General features: G+C 33.7%; 11 protein-coding genes. 4 read left to right on the forward strand and 7 right to left on the reverse strand.

The features are described from left to right. From arsB to H4V97_RS15150, 5 genes are all read right to left on the reverse strand, one after another. Complete coding sequence (gene arsB / locus H4V97_RS15130; RefSeq protein ID WP_196849213.1) at positions 1-1,041, reverse strand: ACR3 family arsenite efflux transporter; 1,041 nt, start codon at positions 1,039-1,041, stop codon at positions 1-3. Continuing rightward, entirely contained in the window at positions 1,041-1,676 is a 636-nt protein-coding gene (locus H4V97_RS15135) for a low molecular weight phosphatase family protein (RefSeq protein ID WP_196849214.1), read from the reverse strand. Before H4V97_RS15135 ends, arsB begins: the two co-directional genes overlap by 1 nt. A 17-nt stretch (positions 1,677-1,693) precedes the next feature. Then, the gene (locus tag H4V97_RS15140) at positions 1,694-2,164 is read right to left on the reverse strand and encodes a DUF6428 family protein (RefSeq protein WP_196849215.1); all 471 of its coding nucleotides are present in this window, start codon (positions 2,162-2,164) and stop codon (positions 1,694-1,696) included. A gap of 19 nt (positions 2,165-2,183) precedes the next feature. Further along, positions 2,184-2,516: an ArsR/SmtB family transcription factor gene (locus tag H4V97_RS15145; protein ID WP_196849216.1), complete on the reverse strand. Its 333-nt coding sequence runs from the start codon at positions 2,514-2,516 to the stop codon at positions 2,184-2,186. Between the two features lie 267 nt (positions 2,517-2,783). After that, a complete protein-coding gene (locus tag H4V97_RS15150) occupies positions 2,784-3,836 on the reverse strand; it encodes a zinc-dependent alcohol dehydrogenase family protein (protein ID WP_231385389.1) in 1,053 nt (350 codons plus the stop codon). Positions 3,837-4,279: 443 nt separating this feature from the next. Between H4V97_RS15150 and H4V97_RS15155 the strand changes: the two genes are divergently transcribed. Both H4V97_RS15155 and H4V97_RS15160 read left to right on the forward strand, forming a co-directional pair. Next, positions 4,280-4,645, forward strand: a complete 366-nt coding sequence (locus H4V97_RS15155; RefSeq protein ID WP_196849217.1) for a hypothetical protein — start codon at positions 4,280-4,282, stop codon at positions 4,643-4,645. A gap of 104 nt (positions 4,646-4,749) precedes the next feature. After that, positions 4,750-5,325 (forward strand): DNA polymerase ligase N-terminal domain-containing protein, encoded by a 576-nt coding sequence (locus tag H4V97_RS15160; protein ID WP_196849218.1) that lies wholly within the window; start codon positions 4,750-4,752, stop codon positions 5,323-5,325. Between the two features lie 46 nt (positions 5,326-5,371). Here H4V97_RS15160 and H4V97_RS15165 read toward each other — a convergent pair whose 3' ends face one another. Beyond that, positions 5,372-6,154, reverse strand: coding sequence for an RMD1 family protein (locus H4V97_RS15165; RefSeq protein ID WP_196849219.1), 783 nt, complete (start codon positions 6,152-6,154; stop codon positions 5,372-5,374). A 387-nt stretch (positions 6,155-6,541) separates the two neighbouring features. Here H4V97_RS15165 and H4V97_RS15170 point away from each other — a divergent pair, with 387 nt between their 5' ends. Together H4V97_RS15170 and H4V97_RS15175 are read left to right on the forward strand one after the other, a co-directional pair. Further along, entirely contained in the window at positions 6,542-11,530 is a 4,989-nt protein-coding gene (locus tag H4V97_RS15170) for a LamG-like jellyroll fold domain-containing protein (RefSeq protein WP_209550165.1), read from the forward strand. 525 nt (positions 11,531-12,055) lie between these two features. Further along, positions 12,056-12,532, forward strand: a complete 477-nt coding sequence (locus tag H4V97_RS15175) for a hypothetical protein (RefSeq protein WP_196849221.1) — start codon at positions 12,056-12,058, stop codon at positions 12,530-12,532. Positions 12,533-12,609: 77 nt separating this feature from the next. Here H4V97_RS15175 and H4V97_RS15180 read toward each other — a convergent pair whose 3' ends face one another. Then, positions 12,610-13,737: a low temperature requirement protein A gene (locus H4V97_RS15180; protein ID WP_317192096.1), complete on the reverse strand. Its 1,128-nt coding sequence runs from the start codon at positions 13,735-13,737 to the stop codon at positions 12,610-12,612. Between the last annotated feature and the right edge of the window lie 191 nt (positions 13,738-13,928).

Below are 13,928 nucleotides of genomic sequence, written 5' to 3' on the forward strand. Positions count from 1 at the left end.
TTAATTAGAATAATATTTTTTTCTTAACCAAAAAGCGACATTAACCAGAATTATCAAAGCCGGAACTTCTACTAATGGCCCTATAACTCCTGCAAATGCCTGTCCGCTATTGATTCCGAAAACTCCGATTGAAACTGCAATTGCCAATTCAAAATTATTTCCAGATGCAGTGAATGATAGTGCAACAGCATCTCTATAATTTGCCCCTATTTTTTTGGAAACAAAAAACATCAGGAAAAACATGATAGTAAAGAAAATCACCAGCGGAATAGCAATTCTAATCACATCAAAAGGCAAGTCAACAATCATTTCGCCTTTTAAACTGAACATGACTACAATTGTAAAAAGCAAAGCAATCAAAGTAATGGGAGAAACAAACGGAATAAACTTTTGATTGAACCATTTGTCACCAATGAATTTTTTGATGGTATAGCGACTAATTACTGCTAGTGCAAATGGAATTCCTAAATAAATTCCGACTGTCGTTGCAATCTCAGCAACTGTAATATTTAATTCCAAACCTTTTATTCCAAATAATGGCAACATGATTTCCAAATAGAAATAAGCGTATAAACTAAAAAAGAGGACTTGAAGTAAGCTGTTTATTCCAATTAAACCTGCGGTTAATTCCCGATTTCCCTCGGCTAATTCGTTCCATACAATTACCATGGCGATACAAGGTGCAATTCCAATTATGATTAAACCAGTCATGTATTCCGGGTAATCTTTCAAAAAAAATGTTGCTAATAAAAACATTAAAAATGGACCTACAATCCAGGTGATTAAGAAAGAGGCGGTCAGTAATTTTGGTTTTTCAAACATTAAAGGAATTTTCGAAAAATCAATTTTAGTCAATGGCGGATACATCATTAATATTAACCCGATTGCTAGAGGAACATTGGTCGTACCGCTTGAAAAGGAATTGATAAAACTGCTACTGGAAGGGATGAAATATCCTATGCAAACCCCAATTATCATTGCTAGAAATATCCAAAGTGTAAGGTAACTATCGAGAAAATTTAATCTTTTTTTAGCGGCCATTATTGAGATTTTATTTGAGAGAATACAAAAAACATTTCGGTTGCAATTTGCAAACTGCGTTCCTGATATTTTTGGGCTTGTTGTGGTTTATTATCAAATGCTTTTGGATCTTCAAAAGTGATTGGAATCCGCTTTTCGGCTCCTGCAATAAAAGGACAACCGCCATCCGCTTGTGAGCAAGTCAGTATAGCCGCAAATTCACTTTGAGCATTAAAATTATCATCATACGTTTTAGAAAAACCGATAATTGGATGTTCATTCTCCCCATATTTTATTGTATAAATTGGGTTATTTCCTTCAGAAATAGCTTTAATTTTAAATCCGGATTGCTCCAATGCTTTTGCAACCATAGGGAATAATGCTGTCGCTTCAGTGCCACCCGAATAACAAAAAACATTTTTTATATTGAAATAAGCTGCTGCTGTTTGCGCCCAAATTTGTGACAAATGACTTCTTCTTGAATTGTGGGTACAAATGAAGTTCAGCCTAACTTCTTGTTGGTTGGAAACTTTGTTTTGGATAAAATCAACAAGCGGTTGCAAAATAATTTTACGTTCTGCTGTTATGCTTTTTAAATCTAAAGTAAGGATTGCTTTTTCAATTTCCGGGAATAGAATGGTTTTGGTTAAAGTCATTTTATTATTTTAAAGAATTAGCAACAGCCGCCACCAGGAGTGCAGCTATTGGTTTGGTTTGAAATCTCAGACAATTTCACTTTCTGTTTTTCTGCTGGAATGCCACATTGGTCTTCAGCTAAACAAGCGGTTTGTTTGTTTAATAAGGTAAATGCTGTACCGTTAAAACCCAAATCGTATTTACCAATCGTTTCTCTCTGAAATTCCACTTCTACTTCATTATCTTCAATGCCCAGTATTTTTTCAGATAATTCAATTATATCCAATAATTTTTTTGGTTTAAGACGGTGATCAAAATCATTGGCATCCCACAATTGGAAATTCACAACGTTCTCATTACGGACTTTTCCACCACAATCAATAAAGTTTTTAGTGATTAAACCCACTTCAGTTACGTGAAAATGTTCTGGAACATAAGTTCCGTTTGGCAATACAAATACAACGTTTTCTAACGTGCTCAACTGTTTTTTAATTTCTGATAGTTTCATTTTTTTTATAATTTAAAAATTAACAACATTGGTTTTTCTTGTTTTCTAAATAGGTATTGATCAGGGTAAAAAAGCCTTTTATTTTCTCAAACCCTTCTTCGTTAAGGCAATAGCAAATCGATGCGCCTTCGAAATTTCCTTTAATGAGCCCAGCATTCTTTAATTCTTTCAGATGTTGCGAAACCGTAGGTTGTGCCAAAGGCAATTCGTTTACAATATCTCCGCAGATGCAACTATCAACTTTTATAAGATGTTCTATTATGGCAATACGAGCCGGATGACCCAATGCTTTGGCAAGAATAGCCAATTCGTTTTGCTCCTCCGTAAAATGTTGTGTTTTAGTAATTCCCATCGCTATATATTTATATTGCAATATTACGATAATTAATGCAACCGCAATTATCTTTGTTGTTAAATTAGCAATAAATTTTAAAGTTATAAAGCGGTAATTATCTTTTAATTTTAAAAATAAAGAAGTAATGTAATCGAGTAGGAGTAAAGAGAATTCCCCTCGATTGCATTACTTTTCACTTCTTGGAATGGTCTTGAAATTATGATTTGCTTTCTTACTATCATTAGATGATAATAAAAAAAAATGATTCAAAATCCGAAACAGATTTTAGGGTTCAATAATTACCTTCATCGCTTTTTCTTTCCCTGCATTGCCAAAAACTTCATAGGCTTTAAGGACTTCTTTTAATTTAAAATGATGAGTTATCAGTTTAGAAGGTTCTAATTTTCCAGAGGAAACCGTTTTCAAAAGCATTGGAGTAGTATTCGTATTTACCAACCCCATTGTTATAGTGATGTTTTGAATCCATAAATCCTGAATTTGCAATTCTACCGGTTTTCCATGTACTCCAATATTGGCAATGTGTCCACCGGGACGAACAATTTTCTGGCATATATCAAACGTAGCTGGCGCTCCAACTGCTTCGATAGCCACATCTACACCATCCTTGGTTTCCGATTTAATTCTTTTTGCAACATCTTCTTTGGTGGAATTAATAGTATGGGTCGCTCCAAATTTTTTCGCCATTTCCAACCGATTTTCATCAATATCAATCATATATATTTTAGCAGGAGAATAGAACTGCGCCGTAAGCAAGGCTGACATTCCTATAGGTCCAGCGCCTACAATCGCAATGGTGTCTCCGGGTTTTACACCGCCATTAATCACGCCAATTTCGTGTCCCGTAGGTAAAATGTCGCTTAACATTACTAGAGCTTCTTCATCAGATCCATCAGGGATAAGATAGAGACTGTTATCGGCATGTGGAATTCGCACGTATTCTGCTTGAGTACCATTAATAAGATGTCCTAAAATCCAACCGCCGTCTTCACAATGCGCATACATTTGTTTTTTGCAATATTCGCAACTACCATCTGATGTGATGCAGGAGATAATTACATGGTCTCCTTTTTTAAAATTTCTAACAGAAGTTCCAATTTCTTCAATTACGCCAACTCCTTCGTGTCCCAAAGTCGTTCCAGGTTTCACGGATGGGGTTTTTCCGTGTAAAATGCCTAAGTCTGTGCCGCAAATAGTGGTTTTAAGTATTTTTACCAGTACATCAGTGGTTTTTTCAATTTTAGGTAACGGGACATCTTTTAATTCAATTTTACCTGGTCCGCCATATACAAGAGCTTTCATTGTTTTAGTTTGTTCCATTTTTATTTTTTTTAATATTATTTCCTCAATTATTAGAATGAATTTATCGTGACGACCTAAATTTGAATTCTTACCCTTCTAAAGGCCGATGCAATTATGATATTGAGATAAGTGATATTCAACTGCAAAGCAGTAATTGTTCTACTCAAAGGTCGCTTATTTAAAGCATTGATTATATGATATAAGTCATTAAATAAATTATAAAACGAAATAGATTCAAGATTCTAAAATGATATTTTCTACTACTGCTACAAAAATATTTTTTGACACAAGGGAATTGATACTGTGAGAGCTTATTTTTTTGGATTTATTGTTAATTTTAAAAATCCCGTCAGGATTTAGTCTCTTGGTTTTAGTCCGTTTCTCTTCTTTTAAAGTTAAATAAAATGCATTTTTGGACAAAAAAGGTTAACTTAGTAATCAATAAATTAAAAAAAAATCTAATGGAAAATCAAGCTGATAAATCAAAACATAATGCAATGAAGTCAGATAAAGAAGATATAAATAAAGTGCCAGATTCTCTTTTATATCCACCAAGTGAAGATATTTATAATAAGTTTCACAAAGAGAGCGATATTAACCCGGAAGATATTTCGAAAAAGAAAATACCCGTTGAAATAGATAATGTCACGGAATTTAATGAAAAAGATTTTGAAGACGATGTATCTGGCGGAGATTTGGATATACCTGGTTCAGAATTAGATAATGATGAAGAGAATATAGGAAGTGAAGACGAAGAAAATAATTATTACAGTATTGGTGGTGATAACCACAGTGATTTAGATGAAAATGACGGAATAAAAAGCTAAAGAACTTTAGAAAATTGTATTATTTAAATGCTGTTTTTCTAGAGTGTCGTTTTATTAATGTACATCATAAATTTCATCTTGTACAACGATAAATTCATTTTGCTATGTCCTTGGATAAATATAAGAAAAAGCGCGATTTTAATGCGACCAATGAACCCGAAGGTGAAATTGGAAAGTCTGAAACCGAATTGATTTTTGTAGTGCAACAACATGCAGCATCGCATTTGCACTATGATTTTCGGTTGGAAATGGGTGGTGTATTAAAAAGTTGGGCAATACCTAAAGGTCCATCAATGAATCCAGCCGACAAAAGACTTGCGATTATGGTCGAAGATCATCCGTACAGTTACAAAGACTTTGAAGGGATAATTCCCGAAGGAAATTACGGTGCAGGTTCCGTTATTGTTTGGGATAATGGTACCTATTCTTTAGTGGAGGAACAAAAAAATAACGATGAAATTGAAAATATTTTAGAAACAGATTTGCAAAAAGGACACCTTAGTTTTATTCTTAAAGGGAAGAAATTAAAAGGAGAATTTGCATTAGTGAAATTAAAAATCAAACAAAAAAATGCTTGGCTTTTGATAAAGAAAAGTGATGATTTTGCTCTAAATACCAATATTTTAGAGGAAAATAAATCGGTTGTTTCTAATTTGACTTTGGAAGATTTAAAGATATAAATGGAAATAAAATTGCTTTCATAAAAATGTAATTACTGCATTATCATCAATGAAAAAATAAAGCAATCATTATTTCTAAAGCGATTAAAATAATAACAATCCATTCCAGTCGGGAGCTTTCCCTTACGTTCAAAACATCAGTAAAAAGAGTCAGATTATTTTCTACAATTTGCAAGCGGTAATCAAGGTCTTTGAAACGGGTATTGATATCAAAATTGGCTTTGAGGTTTCGGTTTAGTAAATCAAGTTCTTCATTGTCCCAAACTAAGTTCGGATCATCCAAGATGTATAAATTGTCGACAATACTGTTTTTTACATTCAAAACTTTGCCAATGTATTTTAGTAAATTGGTTTTTGAAATACTGATTTTGCCGTGTTGTTCCAATTGCAGAATAAAATGTTTTGAGGATGAAATAAGTTCGTCCGTCAGTACTTCATAATATTCGAGCGCCACGGATTGCCCAATATTGAGCATTACAATGCGTAAAATAGAAGAATCTATTTGAGGAACCGTGACGTAATTATTTTTTACGGTGACCTTTTGCAATTTTTCGTCCGTCTCAATTCGGTATTCCTCGAACAAATCCAAATCCACAAGGGTTGTGGCGTAATTTTTTATAAAACGGATCAATTCACTTTTGGCATGCACATCATAATTAGCGAATACTACTACGCCATAGTCAAAAACGTATAAAAAGCGCCCTGTGTCTTCCATGGCGTAAAAAACTTCTGAAGTGGAACCCGAATATATTTCCACACCAAATTCCGTACGAAATTTTTTCATATTGAAGGACTCTGCAACCTGAACAGCTTCGATTCGAATTTCCATAAACAAACAATTTTATACAAATTTAACAAAAATTGAGATTGATAAAGAGCGTTTTTTATTTTTTCAGAATCTAAAATTTTACATTAAAGTAGGTCTTTACCTATTTTGTATTTGTTTTTCTTCAGACCAAATTAGAAATCCTAAAACAAACAGCTGAATTGTTAATAAATATATTTATGATTCTTAATATTGGTGAATTATATCATTAGGCTGAATGTCAGTACATTAAACAAGTCACGAGGTAATAAAAATGATGAATTAGTGTACTTAGTCGATTAATATTGTATTTAATCGGTTTAATTTTGTATTTATTTTTGCATTTCGTATTAAAAGTGTTAATTTTAAGCCATAAAATAGATTTAATTGTTGCACAAAAAAAATACCACTTTGAAACAAAACTACCCAAAAAATATTCTAGTTGCATTTGCACTTCTCTGGTCTTTAATGGCTTTTTCTCAAGGGACTAGCCAAGCCATTCATGTCTATTATGGTAACGGAATAGAAATCTTAAATGGATCAACAGTAGACTTTGGTTCGAGTACCATTGTAGAATTTACTATAACAAATGTTCCAACTACTAGCGGAAATCCGTCTCTTGTTCTTAGTAATCCAGAGGTAACAATAACTGGTACCGACTTTATGTTGTTGAATAGGCCAGGTTTTAATATCAAAAAAGATAGTCCTTCGACCTTCAAAGTCAGAAAATTAAACACACAATGTGGGTCTTTTACGGGTTCCGTATTGACAATTCATTCAAACGCTAAGAATTATCCAGAATTTTCATTTATACTTTCTTATAGCAATAAGCCATCCATTTCCGTATTGGGCGGATCGCCTACTCAAACGGTTCCTAATGGTCAAACTGTGGCCACATCTACTAACGGAACGCTGTTTGGAACACAGACTGTAGGTAATTTCGCGACTAGAAATTATATAATCACGAATACAGGGACTTGTCCTTTGGATTTGGGGGCTCTTACATGTTTTGGTTATAATCCTATTACAGGAGTACAATCTACTGACTTTGCTATTGTTGTTGCTCCAACACCTTATCCTTCTGCCGCCGGCACGCCGTCAAATAATATAATTCAGCCGGGAGCTAACTCTTATTTTGTAATAAGATTTTTGCCGCTTTCACCAGGGATAAAGTATGCCGTAATTAGCATACCTAGCAATGACACCAGTAAAAGTCCGTATACTTTTGTGGTTAGTGGTGAAGGTTACAACCCTAATATCAATGGACCTGGAGGAGGAAATCCGGACTTCAGATTGTGGCTAAAATCCAATAGAGGAATAAGTTCAGGAAGTGCAGTAACGACAAATTATGCAGTTTCACTTTGGAAAGACTTAGGGTCAACCGGGAAGGACGCATCACAAACTACTGCTGCTAATATGCCTACATTTCTAGATGATACGAGCAATAATATTAATTACAATCCTGTTGTCAAATTTAAGAATGACGCAACTACTAATCAATTTATGTATAACATTGATAATGGTTATTACACACATGAGACATTTGTCGTTGTTCAGCCAGATGTAACCATTGATGGATCAACTGCACCTATGACCATTATATCAGGGACCTCTGCGGCAAATCCTTCCTACCCAATAGTGACGGGGGAACATACTGGAATTGGTCTTGGAAATTTCACCTCACGTTATGCAAATGAGCGTGTGTGGTTTGGCCAATGGCAAGAAAATGTAGGGAATCATTATAGTGTAGCCGACAGTTCAGGAGATTATTCCATTGCTGGAATTATCAACACTCGCAATAAAACCATCACAGCTAGTGACGGTGTTGAAATGCTGTTCAATACTAATATTAAAGGGGCGATTACCAATACAGTAGCCTTTGCTAACCTGGGATTTACTGACACTAGCGTAACTCCTAATTTATTTAAAGGAACACCTTATAACATTGGTAAAAACATCAATAGCGGTGGTGCAAATGGAAATTTAAACGGAAGAGTAGCAGAAATTATCTCTTATGCTTCACGAGTTTTAGATGGGAATAGACCTAAAATCGAATCGTATTTGGCCATTAAATACGGTATTACCCTAGGAATTAATGGTACGAGTACTAATTATCTAGATTCTGCCGGCTCAATTATATGGAATACAACTACAAATGCGGGATTTAATTATAACATTGCTGGAATAGGTAAAGATGTGGCTTCTGATCTATACCAAAAACAATCCAAAAGTAGTAATGATGTCAATGCATTGACTATCGGATTGGGAGTAATTGCTACAACTAATAATGGTAATATAAATCAGTTTAAAAAAGACCGCGATTTCCTAGTGTGGGGCTCTGATAATGGTACTTTTGCCATAGCAGGGAGCAACACAGTTACCATTGCTCCAGGAATTACGACTACTGCCAACCGCATTAATAAAAAATGGAAAATTGTAGAAACTAAGAATGATGTCGATGGTGATGTAGGAAATGTTTTTGTAGGAATACCTGAAACTGCTTTTTCTAATTTACCTAAAGCTGTTACTGAGGAATACGTTTTAATTGTAGCGGATAATTCAAATTTCACAAATTCTGATATAATTGATATTATTCCACTTAAGATTAGTAAAGATGTATATGGTAATCCTATACTAGATAAGCAAGGAACTGCAAGTTATCAAACATGGTATGATTTTGATGGAACCAAGTATTTTACACTTGGAGTAGCGCAAAGAAATGAAGTTAAGCAATTAGTAAATATCACCGGAAGTACTACGGATAAAGACTTCTTAGTTGGGGAATATGCATTAAATCTAAAGAGTGGTGCTTTTACTGTGGGTTGCTGGATTAGAAATGATGGTGCCAGCACTGCTTATAGGACGATTTTTGGAAAAGGAAATGAGTTGCAAATTCGATTGAATGCCGCGCATAAGGTTGAGGCTTGCTGGGATGGTGTTCCACGATTTACCTCTCTAACGGCTGTGGCTGATGGCAAATGGCATAATGTAGTAGCCGTTTACTATTATGGGGCAGCAGATTTATATATTGATGGGGTAAAAGACAATGCTAGTTTTAATTTACAGAATCCTTCTCCTAATTTTAACAGGTTCTCTGTAGGAGCCTTGTATGTCGACAAAAACAATATCATCAATCCATTTCTAGGTGAAATTGACCAAATAAATATTTGGGATATGGCATTAACATCTAATCAAATAAATTATTTGATGAATCAGGAGATGGAAAAATATTCTGATGGTAAAGTCAGCGGTAAAGTGTTACCACAAAGCATTACCAAAAATGAATTTAAAACGGTTGATTGGTCGTTACTTGTCGCGTACTATGACTTCAATGTTTTTTATGGTACCACTGTCGAAGGTTTGACTGGTGAGCGAAATTTTTTGAGGATTAAATATTTAAATAAAAATAAACAGTTACTTAGTACGCAGACGGCTCCTCTACCATATGAAACTATAGCTGATGGCGCATGGAGTTTACCTGCTACCTGGAAAAATGGGGATGTGCAAACAATTCCAAATGATATTTCTGTAATCAATAATAGCAAATCTGTTAATGGAAATATCGTAAATATCAAACACAATATTACTTCCATAGGAAACAAAACGGTCTTAGGGTTATTTGTTGAAGGGACTGATGCTACAACTTATAAAACTCTGACAGCAGCATCTTCTTCAGGGTTGCAAACTGACGGAACCAAAATTGAAGTTTCTCATTATTTAAAATTAGATGGATTAATTGACTTAAAAGGCCGCTCCCAATTAGTACAGAGCCTTGATAGCGAACTAGACCCAACGAGTAAAGGCTTTATAAAAAGAGATCAACAGGGAACTGCTAATAAATTTAATTATAATTACTGGTCATCCCCAGTAGGACCAGTAGATTCAAGTTTTAATAATAAAAATTACACGATTACTGGTGTTTTTAAATCTGGAACCACATCAACTCCTACTGATATAAACTGGGTAGCAGGCTTAGATGGAAGTACTTCACCATTAAGTTTAGCCAGATATTGGTTGTTTAAATTTGAAAACGGTACAGAATATGCCGATTGGGTACATTTTGATGAAACACAGGAGATCCGTCCGTCTCAAGGATTTACTTCAAAAGGGGATGGGGCTAACACTACAACTCAGAATTATACATTTGTGGGAAAACCTTACAATGGACCAATAAATGGCAATTCTGTTTTGGCGGATAACTTATTTTTGGTAGGAAATCCTTATCCTTCGGCTTTAGATGGTTTTAAATTTATTAAAGATAATATTAAACCTAATATTTTAATTACTGGAGAAAATATTGGTGGATACAACACTACTGACGTAATTGATGGAACCCTATATTTTTGGCAACATGCGCCCGATAACAGCACCCATTTTTTAGCTGGTTATACAGGTGGATATGCTACATTGACTTTAACAGGTTCTGTTGGTCCAGAAGTTCCACTAGGGATTGCTGGCTTGGGAAATGCTTCTAAATTACCATACCAGTACATTCCTGTTGGTCAAGGATTTTTTGTATATAGAGATGCAAGTAGTACAGGTTCGGGAGATATTGTATTCAATAATAATCAGCGTTCTTTTGTTAAGGAAAATGATATTGATGATTTGTCTGCTCCAATTTCTAATACTTTGTTTAAATTTAGTCCTAAGAAAAAGACAGAAATAACTACTGTTGATCGCTTTACAGATAATTCTAATGATCCGGTTTATAATGATTATAATCCAAAAATCAGGTTAGGCTTCAATACCGCTAATAATCATCACAGACAATTGTTGATTGGGTTTATGAATAATGTAGCAACTGATGGTTTGGATTTAGGGTATGATGGTTATCAAATAGATACACAAACCAACGATTCCTATTTTCTGATTAATGATTTGGAATACACTATTCAAGGTGTTGGTGCATTTGATGTTAGCAAAGCATATCCGGTAGGTGTAAAAACGGATACAATGGGTAATGTTCAGTTTGTCATTGATAGTGCAGAATTTTTGCCTGCAAATCAAAAAATATATATACACGATAAGGAAACGGCAATTTACTATGATATCACTAACAAAGCAGCTGAAGTCAATTTGCCTGCGGGAACTTATAATACTCGTTTTGAATTGACTTTTCAAACAGACAAATCACTAGCTGTAAAAGAAAACGAATTGCCGGAATCAATGCTGATGATTTACAATAATGAGGTAAAAAAGAAATTGTTTGTTAGTAAAAATCAATCAATTGATATCAAAGAAATTTCAATTTACAATATCATTGGTCAACAATTAAGCACTTTGAAAAAAGTACCGAATCTTAATACAATAGAAATTCCATTTAATGTTCAACGCGGTGTATATTTAATCAAAGTAATTACCGACAAAGGGATAATTAGCAAAAAAGTAATAAAGGAATAATTTAAAATTTATTTAAGAGGAGTTTGGAGTTGATTTTTGAATCATTTCATAAAATATGATGAGATAGTATTCGATGTTTTTGGTACTAAATTATTTTTACAAAATGTAACTCAAATTTCTGGAATAACTCTGGGAATACATTAAGGTATAGTTATAGCAATAGAAGAAGCGGATGGCTATAAGATATTGGGTTCTATAATTACCTAGCCAAGTTTATATATAAGAATAGATCTGTCCGGTCTTTTATAGATAGATTAAAAATGTATGGAGTTAAATATAATTTTAAAATTGTGTTCAAATAAGTAGCAATAATCCATTTTGCTTGAGATGTGTCTTGCAATTAATATAATTGATAGTAGTTGCTTCATATAAATGTATGCCATACTAGTTTAGCTTTGGGTATAAACAATTGTTTTATTAAGATAATTACCCATAAAATTTTATATAAATTCTACATTAATGCACGCTATTTATTCGTAAATTAGCATTGGCTATTGCCAAAATTATTAACTAATAGAAACTATTATGAAAAACTTAGGCCTTTTTTGTTTGCTGTTGACTTGTGTTGGACTCCAAAGTTGTAAAAATAATCAAAGTGAAAAAATCATTGAAGCTAAGAAAGCCGAAGAACCAATGTCCGTACAGTGTTACAAGGCGCTTTATGAGCAAGATACACTTGATTTGAAAATAAACACTTTCAAAAATGGAGAAATAACAGGTAATATGGAGATGACAATTGCTAACATGCCGAAAAAGGTTGGTGAAATCGTCGGAGAATTTCGTGGTGATACTTTATTTGCCAGTTATACGTTTACCCAGGGCGGTTATAAAGAAAAAACGTATAAAAACCCAATGGCATTTCTAAAGCGAAACAACCAACTTATCTTAGGTAATGGGAAAATACAAACAATGATGGGAGCCTCTGATTTTGCTAAAGGCGAGCCTATCGATTTTGAGCGTGTGAAATATAAATTTAGTGCTGTTGACTGCAATGAGAAATAAAAAACAAACAGGGGAGAGCAATCTCCCTTTTTTAGTTTTTGCTCAGGTTTATGTTGATAAAATTATAGAAGAAAAGTTCAAAAATTTACTTTACCATATAGTTTCATTTGTGTTTTATAATTAAGGACTATGTAAATCGCAAAAGAAAATGCCATCCCAAAAAGAATGTATTGCACTCTTTCTAAAAGCAAGGATGCTGTGGCAATACCAAGTACGATTAATGTATTTATTATCCTATATTTGCCATTTTCCGGTACATTGATTGCATATGCGGTTTGTTTTCCAATATATAGTAACAACATTCCTGAAATCGCTAAAATTCTAAATTCAAACAAATTTAAATCGTTAAGGATCGCATGCCTTATTGTATTAGCGAGTAAGGCAAACGACATATAAACTAATAATTGTGAGTAGATAATACCAGTTCCATATTTATCTCTTTTACTTTCAATCAATAAGTTTAACGAATCAAAATAAATCCACCAGATCATAGCGATTATCGAAAAGCCTACCAGTCCAGTGGCAATAGTTAAAATAGTCCAATCTACTTTAGTAAGACCCGATGTCAATGATGCTATAGACTCACCTAAAAGTACAATGGCTAATAACCCTATGCGTTCTACTAAATGTTCTTTATCCACTGGTTTTGTAGAATTTTTAGAATTAAGAGTAGTCTGAATAATAATAATTTCTATAATAATGCTGAAGGTTAGCAGTAATGCAGCTATTTTAAATGAGAAAAATATGCCAGATAAAGCAAGCGTCGTTCCAAAAGCCAATACCCCAATAATTCGACCGTTGATTGATCTACCTTTTATTTTCTGAATATCCTTAGCGTATAGTCCAGCAGTTATTATTTTTGCTATTCCATACACCATTAAAAAAACTGAATAGTTATTGTCAATTCCAGAATCGATGGTCGTAGATAAAATTATAAGAACAAACATAATGAGCAGCGTAAATATTCTATGGAACCGACTATCATTATCAAACCTATTTGAAAACGAGGTGTGCAGTACCCAAATCCACCAAAAAGGTAAAAACAATATAATGAATGTTAAAAATACTCGACTGTCTAATTCATTGTTATGAGTGTGGGCGAAGAGATGCGTCACCTTTCCCAATGCCACAACGAAGATTAGATCAAAAAAGAGTTCGAGCCAGGTTGAGTGTCGAGTTTCATTTAAGTACATTGAATTTTTCATAAGCTGTCTTGCAAATCTAAGTGATAAAAAGGTTGAGAGGCTTTTTATATTTTTTTCGCTTAGACAAAACTAAGTTATGAAAATTTATTGGTCTAATTTAAAATAGTTAGTTAAGCGGATAAAATGCAACGACAATTTGTAAGCTTATAAAAGGAGTGTTTTCATATATTTGAATATTAAAATATTATCTT

It is taken from the genome of Flavobacterium sp. CG_23.5, assembly GCF_017875765.1.
Taxonomy (GTDB): Bacteria; Bacteroidota; Bacteroidia; order Flavobacteriales; family Flavobacteriaceae; genus Flavobacterium.

What these genes read in the sequence shown, in the direction of transcription:
- arsB (WP_196849213.1), bottom strand. Translation starts at nt 1,041, where the DNA reads ATGGCCGCTAAAAAAAGATTAAATTTTCTCGATAGTTACCTTACACTT.
- H4V97_RS15135 (WP_196849214.1), bottom strand. Translation starts at nt 1,676, where the DNA reads ATGACTTTAACCAAAACCATTCTATTCCCGGAAATTGAAAAAGCAATC.
- H4V97_RS15140 (WP_196849215.1), bottom strand. Translation starts at nt 2,164, where the DNA reads ATGAAACTATCAGAAATTAAAAAACAGTTGAGCACGTTAGAAAACGTT.
- H4V97_RS15145 (WP_196849216.1), bottom strand. Translation starts at nt 2,516, where the DNA reads ATGGGAATTACTAAAACACAACATTTTACGGAGGAGCAAAACGAATTG.
- H4V97_RS15150 (WP_231385389.1), bottom strand. Translation starts at nt 3,836, where the DNA reads ATGGAACAAACTAAAACAATGAAAGCTCTTGTATATGGCGGACCAGGT.
- H4V97_RS15155 (WP_196849217.1), top strand. Translation starts at nt 4,280, where the DNA reads ATGGAAAATCAAGCTGATAAATCAAAACATAATGCAATGAAGTCAGAT.
- H4V97_RS15160 (WP_196849218.1), top strand. Translation starts at nt 4,750, where the DNA reads ATGTCCTTGGATAAATATAAGAAAAAGCGCGATTTTAATGCGACCAAT.
- H4V97_RS15165 (WP_196849219.1), bottom strand. Translation starts at nt 6,154, where the DNA reads ATGGAAATTCGAATCGAAGCTGTTCAGGTTGCAGAGTCCTTCAATATG.
- H4V97_RS15175 (WP_196849221.1), top strand. Translation starts at nt 12,056, where the DNA reads ATGAAAAACTTAGGCCTTTTTTGTTTGCTGTTGACTTGTGTTGGACTC.
- H4V97_RS15180 (WP_317192096.1), bottom strand. Translation starts at nt 13,737, where the DNA reads ATGAAAAATTCAATGTACTTAAATGAAACTCGACACTCAACCTGGCTC.